Origin of the sequence: Streptomyces sp. NPDC087428 (genome assembly GCF_044744085.1) — a bacterium.
GTDB lineage: Bacteria > Actinomycetota > Actinomycetes > Streptomycetales > Streptomycetaceae > Streptomyces.
Genome location: NZ_JBIUXR010000011.1, coordinates 145611 through 162654 on the forward strand (window position 1 = coordinate 145611; position 17044 = coordinate 162654).

At 70.3% G+C, this 17044-nt stretch carries 16 protein-coding genes and 1 pseudogene; 6 read left to right on the top strand and 11 right to left on the bottom strand.

Annotation, left to right across the window (positions count from 1 at the left end; all coding sequences use genetic code 11):
* Window positions 1–17: 17 nt before the first annotated feature.
* A pseudogene (locus ACIO3R_RS24275) lies at window positions 18–866 on the top strand (EamA family transporter); the annotation flags it as partial.
* A 51-nt stretch (window positions 867–917) separates the two neighbouring features.
* Here ACIO3R_RS24275 and ACIO3R_RS24280 read toward each other — a convergent pair.
* The gene (locus ACIO3R_RS24280) at window positions 918–1748 is read right to left on the bottom strand and encodes an alpha/beta fold hydrolase (RefSeq protein WP_402108608.1); all 831 of its coding nucleotides are present in this window, start codon (window positions 1746–1748) and stop codon (window positions 918–920) included.
* Window positions 1749–1901: 153 nt separating this feature from the next.
* Between ACIO3R_RS24280 and ACIO3R_RS24285 the strand changes: the two genes are divergently transcribed.
* Both ACIO3R_RS24285 and ACIO3R_RS24290 read left to right on the top strand, forming a co-directional pair.
* Entirely contained in the window at window positions 1902–2786 is an 885-nt protein-coding gene (locus ACIO3R_RS24285; RefSeq protein ID WP_385027934.1) for an RNA polymerase sigma-70 factor, read from the top strand.
* 342 nt (window positions 2787–3128) lie between these two features.
* Window positions 3129–3896, top strand: a complete 768-nt coding sequence (locus ACIO3R_RS24290; RefSeq protein ID WP_385347218.1) for a GntR family transcriptional regulator — start codon at window positions 3129–3131, stop codon at window positions 3894–3896.
* 53 nt (window positions 3897–3949) lie between these two features.
* Here the strand turns inward: ACIO3R_RS24290 and ACIO3R_RS24295 are convergent, their stop codons facing one another.
* The 3 genes from ACIO3R_RS24295 to ACIO3R_RS24305 all read right to left on the bottom strand — a co-directional run bounded on the left by ACIO3R_RS24295 (window position 3950) and on the right by ACIO3R_RS24305 (window position 7045).
* Window positions 3950–5107: an ROK family transcriptional regulator gene (locus tag ACIO3R_RS24295; protein WP_363023645.1), complete on the bottom strand. Its 1158-nt coding sequence runs from the start codon at window positions 5105–5107 to the stop codon at window positions 3950–3952.
* Window positions 5108–5217: 110 nt separating this feature from the next.
* The gene (locus ACIO3R_RS24300; RefSeq protein WP_402108612.1) at window positions 5218–5868 is read right to left on the bottom strand and encodes a response regulator; all 651 of its coding nucleotides are present in this window, start codon (window positions 5866–5868) and stop codon (window positions 5218–5220) included.
* A 4-nt stretch (window positions 5869–5872) separates the two neighbouring features.
* Window positions 5873–7045, bottom strand: coding sequence for a sensor histidine kinase (locus ACIO3R_RS24305; protein ID WP_385028066.1), 1173 nt, complete (start codon window positions 7043–7045; stop codon window positions 5873–5875).
* Window positions 7046–7153: 108 nt separating this feature from the next.
* Between ACIO3R_RS24305 and ACIO3R_RS24310 the strand changes: the two genes are divergently transcribed.
* The 3 genes from ACIO3R_RS24310 (at window position 7154) to ACIO3R_RS24320 (ending at window position 9445) form a co-directional block, all read left to right on the top strand.
* Window positions 7154–8092: an ATP-binding cassette domain-containing protein gene (locus ACIO3R_RS24310; RefSeq protein WP_402108615.1), complete on the top strand. Its 939-nt coding sequence runs from the start codon at window positions 7154–7156 to the stop codon at window positions 8090–8092.
* A gap of 2 nt (window positions 8093–8094) precedes the next feature.
* Window positions 8095–8832, top strand: a complete 738-nt coding sequence (locus tag ACIO3R_RS24315) for an ABC transporter permease (protein ID WP_402108618.1) — start codon at window positions 8095–8097, stop codon at window positions 8830–8832.
* A gap of 175 nt (window positions 8833–9007) precedes the next feature.
* Entirely contained in the window at window positions 9008–9445 is a 438-nt protein-coding gene (locus tag ACIO3R_RS24320; RefSeq protein WP_402108620.1) for a hypothetical protein, read from the top strand.
* Window positions 9446–9648: 203 nt separating this feature from the next.
* Here the strand turns inward: ACIO3R_RS24320 and mug are convergent, their stop codons facing one another.
* The 7 genes from mug to ACIO3R_RS24355 all read right to left on the bottom strand — a co-directional run bounded on the left by mug (window position 9649) and on the right by ACIO3R_RS24355 (window position 16989).
* Entirely contained in the window at window positions 9649–10212 is a 564-nt protein-coding gene (mug, locus tag ACIO3R_RS24325) for a G/U mismatch-specific DNA glycosylase (protein ID WP_402108623.1), read from the bottom strand.
* A 19-nt stretch (window positions 10213–10231) separates the two neighbouring features.
* On the bottom strand, window positions 10232–11674 hold the full coding sequence (gene purB, locus ACIO3R_RS24330) for an adenylosuccinate lyase (protein ID WP_402108626.1): 1443 nt from the start codon (window positions 11672–11674) through the stop codon (window positions 10232–10234).
* Between the two features lie 279 nt (window positions 11675–11953).
* Window positions 11954–12754: an SAM-dependent methyltransferase gene (locus tag ACIO3R_RS24335; protein WP_385027956.1), complete on the bottom strand. Its 801-nt coding sequence runs from the start codon at window positions 12752–12754 to the stop codon at window positions 11954–11956.
* Window positions 12755–12931: 177 nt separating this feature from the next.
* Window positions 12932–13774, bottom strand: coding sequence for an SGNH/GDSL hydrolase family protein (locus tag ACIO3R_RS24340; RefSeq protein ID WP_402108629.1), 843 nt, complete (start codon window positions 13772–13774; stop codon window positions 12932–12934).
* Window positions 13775–13975: 201 nt separating this feature from the next.
* Window positions 13976–14995 carry a hemolysin family protein gene (locus tag ACIO3R_RS24345; protein WP_385027962.1) on the bottom strand — a complete coding sequence of 340 codons (1020 nt, stop codon included), beginning with the start codon at window positions 14993–14995 and terminating at the stop codon, window positions 13976–13978.
* On the bottom strand, window positions 14992–16329 hold the full coding sequence (locus tag ACIO3R_RS24350; protein ID WP_385027965.1) for a hemolysin family protein: 1338 nt from the start codon (window positions 16327–16329) through the stop codon (window positions 14992–14994). The genes ACIO3R_RS24345 and ACIO3R_RS24350 overlap by 4 nt, the downstream gene beginning before the upstream one ends.
* Window positions 16330–16563: 234 nt before the next feature.
* The gene (locus ACIO3R_RS24355) at window positions 16564–16989 is read right to left on the bottom strand and encodes a GNAT family N-acetyltransferase (RefSeq protein ID WP_385041146.1); all 426 of its coding nucleotides are present in this window, start codon (window positions 16987–16989) and stop codon (window positions 16564–16566) included.
* Between the last annotated feature and the right edge of the window lie 55 nt (window positions 16990–17044).

Sequence of the window (17044 nt, forward strand, 5' to 3'; positions counted from 1 at the left end):
TGCCTAGCGTCGGTGCCATGAACGTGACCTACCTGCGCGGGGCCCTTCTCGCCGCCATCGCCTGCACCCTCGTGGGTGCCTCCTTCACCGCCAACAGCGTCCTCGGCGACTATCCGTACGCGGGTGGCCAGGCGCTGCGCTACGGACTCGCCGGCCTGCTGCTCCTGCCCCTTCTGCGGCGAGGTGGAGCGCCTCCGCCCACTGCTGTGCTGCGCACGCTCAGCGGCCGGCAGTGGGCGCGGCTGGCACTGCTCGCGGCTGTCGGGATGGTCGGCTTCAACCTGGCCGTCCTGGCCGCCGAGCGGAGTGCGGAACCTGCCGTTCCGGGAGTCTTCGTCGGGTGCGCCCCGATCCTCGTCGCGGTGCTCGTTCCGCTGCTGGACGGGCGCCGTCCGGCCCGCACGGTCCTCTACGCCGCCGCGCTGGTCGCCGCGGGGGCCTTCACGGTGCAGGGCTGGGGCCGCACCGACACGGCGGGCATGGTCTGTTCCGTCGGTGCGCTCGCCGGTGAGGTGGGCTTCGCCGTCATCGCCGTACCCGTACTGCGTCCGCTCGGCCCGAAACTGCTGTCCGCCACGGTCTGTGTGATCGCCGCCGCGGAGTCGGCCGTGCTGGGGCTGGTGCTGGACGGCGGCGGCTTCCTGCGGGTGCCCTCGCCCGGCGAGACGGCGGCGCTGCTCTGGCAGGCCGCGGTGGTCACGGTCGTCGGATTCGTCTGCTGGTACATGGGCATGCAGCGCATCGGCGCCGAGCGCGCCACGCTCTTCTCCGGTCTGATCCCGGTCTCCGCCGCGCTCACCGCCCCGCTGGTCGGCACCGGTTCGTACGGTGTCGCACAGGCCGCGGGCAGTTGTCTGGTCGGGCTGGGGGTGGCGCTCGGGTCAGGCGTTCTGCGCCGGCGCCGGTCCGGGACGGAGTCAGCGGCTGGTGTCGAGAATGACCCGCGCGACGAGAGCCGGATCGTCGTTCATCGGGACATGGCCGCAGCCGGGCAGCCGGACCAGCCGGGCGCCGGGGACGGTGTGCTTGGCCCGGATGCCCTGGCGGCGCAGCAGCAACCGGTCGCGGCTGCCCCACGCGATGGTCACCGGTAGCTCCGGTACGTCGTCGGTGAACCGGACTTCGCGTCCGGCGGCCAGCGTCTCGCGGAACCCGGTCGCCTCGCGCAGCGCGACCGTCTCCAGGACCGCCGCCTCAGCTGAACGGCGGCCGGGCCGGGCATAGATGGTGCTGGTCAGGACGGTGCGGCCGGCCGGGGTGCGGGAGAGCCGCTCTATGAGCGGCAGCGGCATCGAACCGGCGGCCAGCCGCATGGCACGCAAGGTGCCGAACGCGTAGCGCCGCTCGCGCTCGGTCCAGAATCCGGCGGGCGAGAGCGCCGTCACCGAGCGCACGAGCCCCTCGCGCCCCAGTTCCAGCGCCAGCAGCCCACCGAGCGAGTTGCCCGCCGCATGGGGGCGGTCCAGGCCCAGCGCCTCACAGAAGTTCCCGAGCAGCGGTGCCACGGTCGCCAGGTCGTACGGGACACCGTCGGGCAGCGCGGGGGAGGCCCCGAAACCGGGCAGGTCGACGGCTATCACGTCCCGCTCCACGGCGAGGACGGGGGCCACCGGATCCCAGGCCTGGCGGTGGTGGCCGATGCCGTGGAGCAGCAGCAGCGGTTTCCCGGCACCCGTCCGCTCGTACGCGAGGGACACGGTCCGCGGTCCCCGGGGTGACTCGACGGTGAACGAGACCGTGGCTGCCATGGAGATGCTCCCGGTTCTTCCGGCACGGGACGGCCGTGCCCGCAGGCGGCTTAGACAATGCGTCAACAACAATTACCGCCAGGTAGCCGGGAGTTCAAGGGGGCCGCGCGATTCGAACTGGACACGGTGCGGCGGGTCGGCTGGGATGGGGCCGTGACAGCCGACACCGTGACCGACGTCTTCGAAGAGCACCGGTCCGTACTCACCGGGGTGGCCTACCGCATGCTCGGCCGGATCGCCGACGCGGAGGACGTGGTCCAGGAGGCATGGCTGCGGTGGTCGTCCGCGGCGCGGGAGGACGTGCGCGAACCGTCCGCCTTCCTCGTGACGATCGTCACCCGCCTCGCCATCGACCGGCTGCGTCAGCTCCGGACGCGGCGTGAGGCGTACGTCGGGCCCTGGCTGCCGGAACCCCTCGTCACCGACTTCGGCCCCGCCGTGCCGGACACCGCGGAGCAGGCCGTGCTGGCCGACACCGTCTCCGTCGCGGTGCTCGTCGTCCTCGAATCACTGTCCCCGCTGGAGCGCGCCGTCTTCGTCCTGCGGGAGGCCTTCGGCTTTCCGTACGGCGAGATCGCCACGACGCTCGACCGGACCGAAGCCGCCGTCCGCCAGCTCGCCGGGCGCGCCCGGCGCCATGTGGAGGAGCGCAAGCCGCGCTACGACGTCGATCCCGTACACCGCCGTGACCTCACGGAACGCTTTCTCGCGGCGGCCGCGGGCGGTGACCTCGATGAGCTCCTCGCGCTCCTCGCGCCCGACGTACGGCTCGTCGGTGACAGCGGCGGGAAGTCGAAGGCGCCGTTGCGGATCCTGGAGAGTGCGGACAAGGTCGCCCGCTTCCTTCACGCGATCGCCCAGGGGCCGGTCCCGGATCTGGAGGTCCGCGGCCTGGAGCTGAACGGCGGACCGGCGCTGCTGGTTCTCATCGGCGGAAAGCCCGATTCGGTCATGCAGGTCGATGTACGGGGCGGACTTATCCAATGTGTGTATATCGTTCGTAATCCTGACAAACTCGCTATTTTCGGCGACGCATAGCCGACCGGATCCGCCGACCGGATCCGCCGACCGGATCCGCCGACCGGATCCGCCGGCCGCTCCAACCGGCGCATCCCCTTCCGGCCCCCTCGGCCGACAACCGCCCGGAGCGCTTCGGAAGCCCCACGGACCTGCCCGGACGTGGGGCTTTGTGCTGCGCGATGCGCACCGGTCCACGAACGTCCTGTGAACGCTCTGCGGCAGAGCCCCGTTTCACAGCGTTACCGGCTAAGGATTGGTCTTGACCAAGGGGGTGTGCCGTCCTATGGTCGCAACGTTAAGACAGGAACCTTTAATAAATAACGTCGCGGAAAAGCCGCTGGGCGATTGCGGAGGACAAGGGTGGGGACCACGCAGCTGGAATCGGTACCGGAGCCGAAGTACTGGCACCTCAAGACCGTGCTCAGTGAGGCACTCGACTCGGACTTTGCGGTGGGGGAGATCCTTCCCAACGAGCGGGAGCTCGCCGCCCGGTTCGGCGTCGCCCGTGCCACGCTCCGGCAGGCACTGGAGCAGCTCGAACTCGAAGGCAGACTGCAGCGCCGCCGGGGGGTCGGGACCACGGTCGCGCCGCCGCGCGTGGGCGTGGCCGTCTCCACCGCTCAGCACGACTGGACCGGAGGCGGCGCGGGCGAGGCGTGGCAGTCGGTCGACTGCCAGACCGCGGCCGCACCTGCGGCGGTGGCCGGTGCGCTCGACGTGGGGAGCGACGAGCCCGTTCACATCGTGCGCCGGATCCGCGCCTCCCACGGGCAGGCCGTCGCGGCGGAGCTGCTGTACGTGCCGTCGTCCTCGGTCCCCGAACTGTCCGCCATAGACACTCCGTCCGGCACCGCCAGGGCCCGCAGCGTCGTGCGTGAACTGCACCGGCTCGGGCTCGACGGCCAGGACCGCTCGGTGGAGCTCGGTTCGGCCCGCGCGGACGATGCCAAGGAGCTCGACCGGCTTCCCGGCGCTCCCGTCCTCGTCGTCACCACTCGCTACCTCGCCGCGGGCGGCACGGCGGCCGTTTCCATCGCGACCTACCGGGCCGACACCTGCCGGCTCACCTTCGGCGACTCGGGCGACGTGGAGATCAGCCACCACGAGCAGGAGCGCCAGGCCTCCTGACGCGCTGCCTCCCGGATACCCGCCAGGATCCGCACTGTTCCGGCCCGTCGCACTCAGCGGCGGGCCGTCACCGTTCCCTCCACCGCGAAGAGCTGCTCCTCGACGTGGTCGAGTGCCAGCCGCAGCGCACCCGTGGCCACAGCGGCTTCGCCGAGCAGCGACAGTGCCACCCGCGGGGGCCGGAGGCAGTAGCGCGCCAGCTCACCGCGGAGCGGGTCCAGCACTCCGTCCAGTCCGGCTGCCCACCCCCCGACGACCACCAGCTCGGGATCGAGCGCCAGCACCAGCGCCGCCACATCGTGGACCAGCCGCTGAATGAACCGCTCGACCGCCGCCTGCGCCTGCTCGTCGCCGTGCCGCGCCTTCGCGAACACGGCGGCCACCGCATGCTCGTCAAGCGGGTCCAGCGGCGTGTCCGTCGTGGACAGCAGCCTCTCCGGAGTGACGTCACGGCCGAGGAGGTGCAGCGCACCGATCTCGCCGGCCGCACCGCCGAAACCGCGGTGCAGCCGTCCCCCGATCAGGGAACCCGCTCCAGGACTCAGCCCCGCCAGCACGAACACGATGTCGTCGGACTCCGTGGCCGCGCCCTTCCAGTGCTCCGCGACGGCTGCGGCGTTCGCATCGTTCTCCACGAGAACAGGGCAGCGGAAGGAACGCCGCAGTCGCTCACCGAGCGCCAGACCGGTCCAGTCCGGCAGCGCGGTGCCCAGCCGGACGGTGCCGTCGGCCTCCACGATGCCCGGACTGCCGACCCCGACCGCCCGCAGACTGCTGCGGGCCACCCCCGTCCGCCGCAGGACTTCGGCGACCACGGTCCGCACCTTGTCGAGGCGATCGTCGGCGCAGGCGGTCTCCGACACCTCACGTGAACCGGCGCCGATGATCCGGCCGTCCAGACCCGACAGCAGCGCCGAGACGCGGTGCGGCCCGATCTCGATGCCCAGCAGATGTCCGGCCTCGGCACGGAACCGGAACCGGCGGGCCGGACGGCCCTGCCGTCGTGCCTCGGCACCGTCGGGCGCCGACTCGACGACCAGGCCGGCTTCGAAGAGCCCCTCGACGACACCTTCGACCGTCGGCCGCGACAGACCGGTGATCCGGGTCAGGTCCGTGAGGGTCGGGGAGCCGGCGCCCCTGAGGGCGTGCAGCACCACCGCGGAATTGATCCGACGCAGCAACGACGGGTCCCCACCGGTCAGCCGGCCCACGGTGTGTCCTCCCAGCTCGTGCGCATGTCAGGCGGATCGTACTCGTTGCTCAGGGGCAGGGCGACCGCGGGACGCAACGCGGTCCGGGAAGAACCGGAATCAGCTGGCGTTCAGCTGGGGGTGACGAATCCCGACTCGTACGCGGCGATGACCGCCTGGGTGCGGTCCCGGGCGCCCAACTTCGCCAGCACACCGCTGACATGGGTCTTCACCGTCTCCACACCCACCACGAGCTTCGCCGCGATCTCGGCGTTGGACAGCCCCCGCGCCATCAGCCGCAGCACCGTGGCCTCGCGCTCGGTGAGAGAAGCCCGGTCCATGGTCTTCCGCGCCTTGCTCGTACCGTATTCGGCGGCGAGCTGCCGGACGGCCGCAGGGAACAACAAGGACTCACCCTCCGCCACCAGCCGCACCGCATGAATGATCTCCGCGGGCCGGGCCCGCTTGAGGAGGAACCCGTCCGCCCCCGCGCGGAGCGCCTCGTACACGTACTCGTCGTTCTCGAACGTCGTGACCACCAGGATCTTCGGCGGATCGGGCACCGTGCGCAGCACCACCCGGGTCGCCTCGATCCCGTCCATCAGCGGCATCCGGACGTCCATCGCGACGACGTCGGGGCGCAGCCGACGCACCAGCGGGATCACCGCGGCTCCGTCTCCCGCCTCACCGACGACCTCGATATCGGGCTGGGCCTCCAGGACCGCACGCAGGCCTGCGCGGACCAGGGGTTCGTCGTCGACCAGAAGAACGGTAACCGGCATCCGGTCAGCGTATGCGGTTCAGCGGAAGGCTCGCGTGCACCATCCATTCCCCTCCGTACAGGCCGGTCTTGGCATTTCCGCCCAGCAGGGCGGCTCTCTCGCGGATGCCCCGTAGCCCGCTTCCACCCCCAGGTGTACTGGTCGAACCCGTGAACGGGTTGGTCACCTCCAACTCCAGCCTTCCCTCCGCGACGGTGATACGGACCCGGACCGGGACGGCCCCCGAGTGCCGCAGGGCATTGGTGAGGGATTCCTGAAGGATGCGGTACCCCTCACGGGACACCGACCCCGGTACTTGCTCCAGCGGGCCGGACACCTCGGCATCGACCGTGGCCCCGGCCCCCCGGGCAGAGTCCAGCAACCGAGCCGCCTCACTCAGCGACGGTCGTTGCCCCGGCGGCTTACCTGACTCGCGCAGCACCCTCAGTACCCGCTCCAGGTCTTCGAGCGCGTCACGGCCGGTCTCCTCGATGGCTAACAAGGCCCGTTCGGTGAACTCGGGGTCGCCCGCCGCCCTTGCGGCCCCCGCCTGCACCACGGCAACCGTCAGGGCATGCCCGATCGAGTCGTGCAGCTCCCGCGCGATCCGATTGCGTTCGAGGAGCTGCTCGGTGCGCTCCTCCAGCACTGTCAGCCGCTGGGCCGGTGTCGGGCCGAGCAGCCAACGGGCGGCTGCGGTGATCAGCTCCCCGCAGCCCACGATCACGGCGAGCATGAAGAGCAGGGGGACAGGAGCGAGAACCGCAGCCCACCAGTGCGCTCCGAGTCCACTGGCAAACCATTCGTCGCTCGGTCTTGAACCCAGGGCTGAGCGGACGAGGTCGAACGTCGTGGCCGACAGCCATACCGTGGCGAGGCCGGACAGGCCCGCGCACAGCAGCCGCACCTCCAGCCAGAGCGCGGTCCGCCAGCGCTCGGACCAAGAGGTGGACGGCGCCACCGAGATGGTCGCGTCGGGGTCGCCGCGCTCTGCGGGCGTGAGCAGCAGCTGTGCCTGGAACCCCTCGGCGAGCCGCATGCCGGGTATCAGGCCGACGAGCGCCGCGAGGACGACGGGCACCCACGGGGTGTCCATCGAGATGAACAGCCACACGCTCACGACGGCTGACGGCATGAGCAGATGCAGCCAGCGGGTGTAGGTGACCTGCGCGGTCAACGGGTGGAGGAAGCGGAGCATGCCGCCCATCGTGCCAGCGTGCTCGGGTGCGGCGGCTCCCCCGAGAGAGGGAGACGGTCCACTCCGGCGGGGGAGGATCGTCGCCGGCGGGGCCGCCAGGCTGGGGACATGACCAGCATCGATGTCCACGAGCTCACGAAGGACTACGGCGCGACCCGCGCTGTGGACCACCTCACCTTCAGCGTGCGGCCCGGCCGGGTCACCGGATTCCTCGGGCCCAACGGGGCGGGCAAGTCCACCACCATGCGGCTGGTCCTCGGGCTGCACCGGCCCACAGGGGGTACCGCCACCATCGGCGGGCAGGCGTACGCGGCCCTGGCCGAGCCACTGCGCCGCGTCGGGGTACTCCTCGATCCACAGGCCGCTCACGGTGCGCGGACGGCTCGCAACCACCTGCTCGCGCTCGCGACGAGCAACGGCATGGGCCCCCGCAGGGTCGACGAGGTGCTGGAGGAGGCAGGCCTCGCCCAGGTCGGCGGACGCCGGATCAAGACGTTCTCTCTCGGCATGCGCCAGCGGCTCGGTATAGCGGCGGCACTGCTCGGTGACCCGGGGGTGATCATGCTCGACGAGCCGTCGAACGGGCTGGACCCGGAGGGCATCGTTTGGATCCGGGAACTGATGAAGCGGCTCCCCCGGGAGGGTCGCACGGTGCTCGTCTCCAGTCACCTGATGAACGAGACGTCGTCGTTCGCCGACCACTTGATCGTGCTCGGGCGGGGGCGGCTCCTCATCGATCTGCCGATGCGGGAATTCCTGGACTCCCGCAGCCGGCCCAGGGTGCGGATACGCACGACCGAATCCTCCCGGCTCGGTGAGGTTCTGACACGCAAGGGCTACCGGGCCACGCAGGGCGACGACGGCCGGTGGGCCGTCGACGGCGCGAAGGCGGAGGAGATCGGAGCGATGGCGGCCAGAGAGGGCATCGCGGTCCTTGAGCTCATCGACGAGCAGGCCACGTTGGAACAGGCCTACTTGGACCTCACCGCCGGTGCCGCGGAATTCGCCTCCGCAGCTGTCCCGCCCACCACCCGTCAGGAGGCCTGACCATGTCGACAACAGCAGTCTTCCGCTCCGAGTGGATCAAGATCAGATCGGTGCGCTCCATCTCGGGATCCCTGATCGCCGTCTTCCTCGTCACCATGGTCGTCACGGTGCTCACCTTCGCCACGGTCGGTCAGGCCGAGGCGGACAACGCGGACGCCGACCTCCTCTTCGGCGCGTTCTACGCGCTGAACTTCGGTCAGATCGCAGCCATCAGCTTCGGCGCGACTGCGATTTCGTCCGAGTACCTCAATGGCGCGCTCAGCATGTCGCTCGCGGCCGTTCCGCGCCGCACCCACTTCTACATGGTCAAGGTGTCCCTCGTCGGTGGAGCTGTGCTGGCGGTCGGCCTCATCACCTCGTTCGGTTCGTTTCTGGCGGGGCAGCTGCTCATGGGGGAGCACGCCATCGGGCTGGGGGAACCAGGCGCCCTGCGGGCGGCGTTCGGAGGCGGGATATATCTGGCTCTGATGGCCCTCTTCGCGGCAGGGTTGACGGTCCTGCTGCGTGGCGCGGTTGCCGTGCTCAGTCTGCTCATCCCTTTTATTCTGATCGTCTCGTTCGTGGTCGGGGACATCGCGGGCAGTGCGGCGGACTATCTGCCCGACAGGGCCGGGCAGTTGGTGCTGCACCAGCACCCGGAAGGCGGCCTCGGACCCTGGGCAGGACTGGCCGTCACCGCGGCCTGGGCCGCTGCGGCGCTGTTGGTCGGTTGGTGGGCGCTGAGACGGCGCGACGCCTGAGCGGTGCCCGCCAGGACGACGGGACGCTGAAGTGCCAGGACGCTGAGGTGTCGGGGCACTGTGGCGCCGGGACGTGTGGTGTCGGGACGCCGAGACGCCGGGACGAGGTGGGGTAAATCGGCTCAAAGCATGGGGTGGGGCTTCGGTTGTCAGTGGCGGGCGGTTTACTGACGGCATGACCACCGCACATCAGCTCCGCCTCATCGAAGGGATGCGCGCCCGGGAGTTTCCCGTGGAGCGCGTCCGATCGGGCACGGGAGTCAGCGGGCCCGGCTATCACACCGCTTTCCTGCACGCGGACGACGATGCCTGGGACGAGGACGAGGCGGCGCGGCTGGAGCACCGGGCGCAGTGCCTCGCGGAGCACGACGCGCTGATCACCTTGCTCGGTGCGCGTTGGGGCGAGCCGCAGATGATCAGTCTGTGGAGCGCGCCGGAGCGCATGATGTCCGGCGAGGTGATACCCGATCCCTGGGCCGAGACAGCTGCGGGCTGCGAATACTTCCGGCTCTGGCGCATCGAGGAACGGTGGATCGCCCTGGGGCTCTGCCTGGAGGAGGACGGGCCCGGGTGCGAGCTGACCGTCGTGGTGACGGAGATAGACCCGCCGTGAGGCGCGTGGATCGCTTCGGGTGTGAGGGGAGGCCGGCGGTGCCTCCGCTGACCGCGTTGCCTCCGCTGACCGCGCCCACCGGGCAAACGGTTCGGCGGCCGGGTCGGAGCGGCAGCCGGGCTGTGGCTCCAGCAGCAGGGGCCTGGTAGGAGCAGCAGATTCCCGGTTCCGGCAGCCTCGCCTCGGCGGTCACACCCCGGCAGTCAGACCCCGGCGGTGTCGGCGAGCGGGTCCGCGGCGACGGCCGTGCGGAGCCGCCCGTACTCTTCGGCCATCGTCTGAGCGGTCCAGTGGGCGTTGAGGCCGCTGGGGTTGGGCAGGGCCCAGACGTGCGATCCGCCGATCATCCGTTCCTGCGGCCCGATTTGGGCCCGGCGTTCACCGAATGCCGTCCGGTAGGCCGTGATGCCGACCACCGCCAGCCACTGCGGCCGCAGCCGTTCCACCTTCGCGGTGAGGATCTCTCCCCCCGCGCGGAACTCCTCGGCGGACAGCTCATCGGCTCGGGCCGTGGCTCTGGCGACCACGTTGGTGATGCCCAGCCGGTACTGGAGCAGCTCGGACTGTTCCGACGGCTTCAACTGCCGCGATGTGAAACCCGACAGATGGAGAACCGGCCAGAAGCGATTGCCGGGGAAGGCGAAGTGGTGGCCCGTGGCACCAGTCATCAGGCTCGGATTGATTCCGCAGAACAGCACGCTCAGGCCGCCCGCGACCACATCGGGAACAGTGCGGTCACGGGCGGCCTGTAGCTCGTCGGGTGTCATCGTCCGGTGGCGAGGGCCGTCAGAGGATGGAGCCCGGCGTGTATCCGGCGGCCTCAGGGTGCTGCTTGGTGATCTCCTCGATGCGGGACACGAGGGCTGTCACCTGGTCGCCCGCGGCGCCCGTGAACGAGAGCTTGTCGGCCATGAGTTCGTCCAGCTGGACACGGTCCAGCGGAATGCGCTCGTCGGCGGCCAGCTTGTCCAGCAGCTCATTGCGTTCCGTGCCCTGCTCGCGCATGGCCAGAGCGGAAGCCACCGCGTTCTCCTTGATGGCCTCGTGGGCGACCTCGCGCCCGACACCCGCGCGCACCGCACCCATCAGCACCTTGGTGGTGGCGAGGAACGGCAGGTAGCGGTCCAGTTCACGGGCGACGACGGCAGGGAAGGCGCCGAACTCGTCGAGCACCGTCAGGAAGGTCTCCACCAGACCGTCGAACGCGAAGAACGCGTCAGGCAGTGCCACCCGGCGGACCACCGAGCACGACACGTCGCCCTCGTTCCACTGGTCGCCCGCCAGCTCGCCGGTCATCGACGCGTAGCCGCGCAGGATCACCATCAGGCCGTTGACGCGCTCGCAGGAGCGGGTGTTCATCTTGTGCGGCATCGCGGACGAGCCGACCTGGCCGGGCTTGAAGCCCTCGGTCACCAGCTCGTGCCCGGCCATCAGCCGGATGGTCTTCGCGACCGAGGACGGCGCGGCGGCCAGTTGCACCAGCGCGGTCACCACGTCGTAGTCGAGCGAACGCGGGTAGACCTGGCCGACCGAGGTGAAGGCCTGCGCGAAGCCCAGGTGGCCGGCGATGCGCTGCTCAAGGTCGGCCAGCTTGCCGGCGTCGCCGCCCAGCAGATCGAGCATGTCCTGAGCGGTGCCGACGGGCCCCTTGATACCGCGGAGCGGATAGCGGCCCAGCAGGTCCTCAAGGCGGCCGTAGGCGACCAGCAGCTCGTCGGCCGCTGTCGCGAAGCGCTTGCCGAGCGTCGTGGCCTGCGCGGCGACATTGTGGGAGCGGCCGGCAATGACCAGCTCGCGGTACTCGCCCGCGAGCCTGCCGAGCCGGGCCAGCACGGCGACGGTGCGGTCGCGCATCAGTTCCAGGGAGAGCCGGATCTGAAGCTGTTCGACATTCTCGGTGAGGTCCCGGGACGTCATGCCCTTGTGGACCTGCTCATGGCCGGCGAGGGCGTTGAACTCCTCGATGCGGGCCTTGACGTCATGCCGGGTGACCTTCTCGCGCTCGGCGATCGAGGCCAGGTCGACCTGGTCGAGGACGCGCTCGTAATCGGCGAGAGCGGCGTCGGGCACCTCGATCCCGAGGTCCTTCTGGGCGCGCAGCACCGCCAGCCACAGCTGACGTTCCAGCCTCACCTTCTGCTCGGGGGACCAAAGGACGGCCAGCTCCGTGGAGGCGTAGCGGCCGGCCAGGACATTGGGGATGCGAGGCTTCGCAGACACAGCAGTCACGTGTCGTGATTCTACTGGCGGTTTGTGCAGGTCGGCGCCGCGGCCCGGTTTGTGGGTTGCTACGAGTGCCCGGCCACGAGTGCCGGCTGTCTCTCTCTCATGAGCGTCAGGTGTCTCTTCTGTCTCTTCCGGCCGCACCCTGCCCTCTCTCCGCCTGCCCTCTCTCCGTCCGCCCGGCCGTCGTGCCCGCTCCGCCCCCGTCCGTGGCCTAGTGGCGACGACGGATCGGTGACGGCCCGAGCGCCGATCGGCCCGAGCGCCGATCGGCCCGAGCGGGTGCTACCGCTTGGCGGCCACGAATCCCCACTGGTCAACCGGCTCGCCGGTCACGGACCCGTCGGGGCGCCAGAGGCTGATCGAACCGAAGCCCGGCTCCACGAGGTCGAGTCCGTCCGCGAAGGTCGCCATGATCTCCTTGGGGCGCGAGATGTACGGCATGGCACCCCCGCCGGCGTACTCGTCGGACCCCGCCCGGGTCTCCGGCGTCTCAACGGTGTCGCAGAGCATGAGCCAGCTTCCCGCCGGCAGGGCGTCCAGGTAGCTCCGGAGCAGCGTCGCTGCCTCGTCCGGGTCCGCCACGTGCCCGAGTGTCGACAGCACCATCACGGCCACCGGCCGGTCGAGGTCCAGCGTTCGGGCGGCCTCGCGCAACACCGTCTTCGCGTCCGTGAGGTCCGCGTGCACATAGTCCGTAGCCCCCTCCGGCCGGCTGGACAGCAGGGCACGGGCATGGGCCAGGACGATCGGGTCGTTGTCGACGTACACGACGCGCGCTGCCGGGTCGACGCCCTGGGCGACCTCGTGCGTTGCATTCGCCGTCGGCAGGCCGGTGCCGAGGTCCAGGAACTGCCGTACTCCCGCTTCGTCGGCCAGATAGCGCACCGCTCGCGCCTGGAACGCCCGGGAGGCGCGCGCTATCTCGATGATCTGCGGGTACAGCTCTTCCACCGTCGCCCCGAGCCGGCGGTCAGCCTCGAAGTTGTCCTTGCCGCCCAGCCAGTAGTTCCACACCCGTGCCGAATGCGGCGTGCCCGTGTCGATCCCGTCCACCGCTGTCCGGGTGTCCCGCTCGTCAGCCATCCGCCATCCACCCTCTTCGCGTCGCTCAGCCTGTGCACGGACGCTCTCCGTACCGCGCACGGCCATGCTTCCCGACCCGCCTCGTCCGCACCAGCCTGTCCGAGGAGCAACTCCCTTACCGGGAAGGGGGAAAGCCTGACGCACAGCGGTCCGGAAGGGGGCGAAGAGGGCGGGAGGTCATTCGCCTGCGGCCACCCGGCTCCACGTGGCGACCGGGCCCGGAGCAGCGGCATCGTCGGGGGTCACCCAGAAGGCCTGGCCCTGCTCGGCGCTGAACTGCGCTCCCGTCCGTCCGTCCCCCGACGAGCGGCCGGTCAGACGCCGCCCTATCCAGGGGAACAGGTGCTCACGGGCGAAGCGCAGATCGTCGACGCGCCGGATGGCCCAGTACGGCGGGGCGGATGCGGGCAGCAGCGACTGCCAGTCGTTCTCCGGGGGCAGGCCCAGCGACTGCCACACGGCCTCGGCCACTCTGCGATGTCCCTCGGCCGCCAGATGCAGCCGGTCGACATCCCACATCCGGGGGTCGCCCAGCGCCGGTGCGCCGTACAGGTCGACGACCTCCGCGCCGTGCCGGGCGGCCAGGTCGTCGACCAGGGAGAACAACTCCTCCATCCGCGGCCGGAACCGTTCCATCACGGGTCCGTTGCGTCCGGGGCTGCGCATCAGCACCAGCCTCTTGCATGACGGTGCGAGGCGTTCCACGGCCTCTTCCAGCCGTCCGCGGACCATACCCATGTCGCACTTGGGACGCAGGGTGTCGTTGAGACCGCCGACCAGCGTCACGACATCCGCCCGCATGTCCGCGGCGACGTCCACCTGCTCGTCGACGATCTGGCCGATCAGCTTCCCGCGCACAGCGAGGTTGGCGTATCGGAATCCCGGAGTCCGGGTTGCGAGCCGGGTGGCGAGGACGTCGGCCCAGCCCCGGTACGAACCGTCGGGCAGTCGGTCCGACATGCCCTCGGTGAACGAGTCGCCGACCGCGACGAGACTGGTGTAGGTGGCATTCATTTCCATGGCGATGCGATCGTATCGCGGGGCCGCCCGGCCCCTCCCGGATGGCCGGAGAAGGCGGGCTGGAGCCCAGGGAGGGAACGGGAGCGGCCGGGCCCGAGTCAGGGCCCGTACCCGCACTCAGACCCCGTGACCCGGCCCCCAGCCTCAGCCCCCAGTCTCAGCCCCCAGCCCTGCTCCAGACCTGCCCTGCCCCCTCCGGGATCAGCGGGACTGCGCTCGTCCCACCAGTTCCCGGAGCACGTCCTCCATCGTCACCATTCCGGCCAGCCGGTCGTCCTCGTCGACGACCGCCGCAAGGTGTGTACGGCTGCGCCGCAGCGCGGTCAGCACGTCGTCGAGAGGCGTGGACGCCCGTACCCGGGCGATCGGCCGCATCGCTGTCACCGGGAACGGCACATCGCGAGGCGTGGCATCGAGGGCGTCCTTCACATGGAGGTAGCCCAGGATCCGCTGTTCGCTGTCCATCACCGGGAACCGCGAGAACCCGGTCTCGGACGAGAGCCTCTCCAGCTCCTCGGGAGTCGTGCCGACCCTCGTGTACATCACCCGGTCCACCGGCAGCACCACATCGCGTACCGGGCGGCGGCCCAGCTCCAGCGCGTGGTGCAGCCGTTCCGCCGCCCGGTCGTCGACCAGTCCCGCATCCCCGGCATCCTTGACCAGACGGGCCAGCTCGTCGTCCGAGAAGGTGGCCGAGACCTCGTCCTTCGTCTCCACCCGCAGAAGTTTCAGCAGGGCGTTGGCGAAGGCGTTGATCGCGAAGATCACCGGACGCAGTGTGCGGGCCAGTGCCACCAGCGGCGGACCCAGCAGCAGTGCGGTCCGCACGGGCTCGGCGAGCGCGATGTTCTTCGGCACCATCTCGCCCAGCAGCATGTGCAGATACGTAGCCACGGACAGCGCGATCACGAACGAGATCGGATGGACCAGCCCGTGCGGCATACCCACGGCGTCGAAGACCGGCTCCAGCAGATGGGCGATGGCCGGTTCCGCGACGATACCGAGGATCAGCGTGCAGAGGGTGATGCCCAGCTGCGCCGCGGCGAGCAGCGCGGAGACGTGCTCCAGTCCCCAGATGACGCTGCGGGCACGCCGGTTCCCGTCCTCCGCCTGCGGCTCGATCTGGCTGCGCCGTACGGAGATCAGAGCGAACTCCGCACCGACGAAGAAGGCGTTCACGACTAGCGTCAGCAGGCCGATGAAGAGCTGTACGGCGGTCATCGCTCATCCTCCGACGGCTCGTCGGAGCCGGGCAGAGGCGCGTGCAGCAGCGCCCGCGCGGCGCGGCGCCCGGAGGCGTCCACCACGTCGAGCCGCCAGCCGGCGAACTCGACCGAATCACCCACGGCGGGGATCCGGCCCACCTCCGAGGCGATCAGCCCGGCAAGGGTCTCGTACGGTCCGTCCGGCACTCTCAGTCCGATCCTCTCCAGCTGGTCGGTCCGGGCCGCACCGTCGGCCGACCACAGGGTGCGTCCGTCGGCGTCCTCGCCGGCGGGTGCGAGGTCCGGCGTCTCGTGCGGATCGTGCTCGTCCCGCACCTCGCCCACTACCTCCTCGACGATGTCCTCCAGCGTGACGACCCCGGCCGTGCCGCCGTACTCATCGATGACGACCGCCATCGCGAGCTTGCCGGACAGCCGGTCCAGCAACCGGTCCACGGTCAGCGTCTCCGGTACGAGCAGCGGCTCGCGCAGCATGTCGGCGATCCGCTTACGGGGTCGCTGCTCGGCGGGGATCGCCAGCACGTCCTTGATGTGGGCGACGCCGACCACGGTGTCGAGGCTGCCCCGGTACACGGGGAACCGGGACAGCCCGGTCGCCCGGGTCGCGTTGGCGACGTCCTCCGCCGTGGCCCGCACTTCCAGTGCGGTGACCTGGACCCGCGGGGTCATCACGTTCTCCGCGGTGAGTGCCGACAGGTTGAGGGTGCGGACGAAGAGTTCGGCGGTGTCCGCCTCCAGGGCGCCGGCTTTTGCGGAGTGCCGGGCCAGGGCCACCAGCTCCTGGGGGCTGCGGGCCGTTGCCAGCTCCTCGGCGGGTTCGAGCCCGAAACGGCGCACGATCCGGTTGGCCGTGTTGTTGAGGTGGCTGATGAAGGGCCGGAAGAGGGCGGTGAAGACGCGCTGCGGGGTGGCCACGGTCTTCGCGACCGCCAGCGGCGAGGAGATCGCCCAGTTCTTCGGGACGAGCTCCCCGACGACCATCAGGAACACGGTGGACAGGGCCGTACCGATGACGAGCGCCACGGACGACGACACGCTGGACGACAGTCCGACGGCCTCGATCGGCCCCCGGATCAGTTTCGCGATCGAGGATTCGGAGAGCATGCCGACCACCAGATTGGTGACGGTGATGCCCAGCTGGGCCCCGGAGAGCTGGAAGGTGAGGCTGCGTACCGCCTTCATGGCGCTCGAAGCGCCACGTTCACCCTGCTCCACGGCCCGTTCGAGCTGGCCGCGCTCGACCGTGGTCAGGGAGAACTCCGCCGCGACGAAGGCGCCGCAGGCAAGGGAGAGCAGTACCGCCACGAGCAGCAGAAGCACTTCGATCATCGGTTCACCTCCGTCCCATGATCGGGCAGGGACAGAGGGATCGCTCGGTATCGGCGATATCGGCTACTGGGAGGCTCGCCCATGGATGGACGCTCACACCTTTCGTAAGGATCGGCAGGGAAGCACCCATGGTAAAGGATCAGCAAAGTTGCTTGCGGGGGCAGGGGGAGCGGCGAGTGCGTGCGGGAAGCCGTCGCCGACGGCTTCCCGCACGCGTCACTCAGTTCCCCGCCCTCAGCCCCGCAGCGGCTTCACCCAGCGCCGCCAGTGGTCCTCGCGGCGGTAGCCGGCCGCATCCCAGGTGTGGTGCGCGGGCTCATTGGCCTCCAGGACCATGGCGTCGACGCGTCGGCCGCCGAGTGCGGCGAACCGCTGCTCCGCCGCCTCCATCAGAGCGGTGGCGATGCCTTGTCGGCGGCAGTCCGGGGCCACGGCCAGCCGGTAGGCGGAGCACCGCCACCCGTCGAAACCGGCGATGACGGTTCCGACCAGAACCCCGTCACGCTCCGCGAGGAGCAGGGCTTCGGGGTCGCGTGCGACGAGCCGTCCCACCCCGTCGTGGTCGTCGCTGATGCTCGTACCTTCTGCCGCCGCACGCCAGAATCTCAGCACGGCCTCGATGTCCGTGGGGTCGGCGTGACGTATGTGGAGATCGCTCATCGGGTGAGCCAAGCAGAATGCCGCTCCGTACAGCGAACGAATTCCGGCCCAGCAC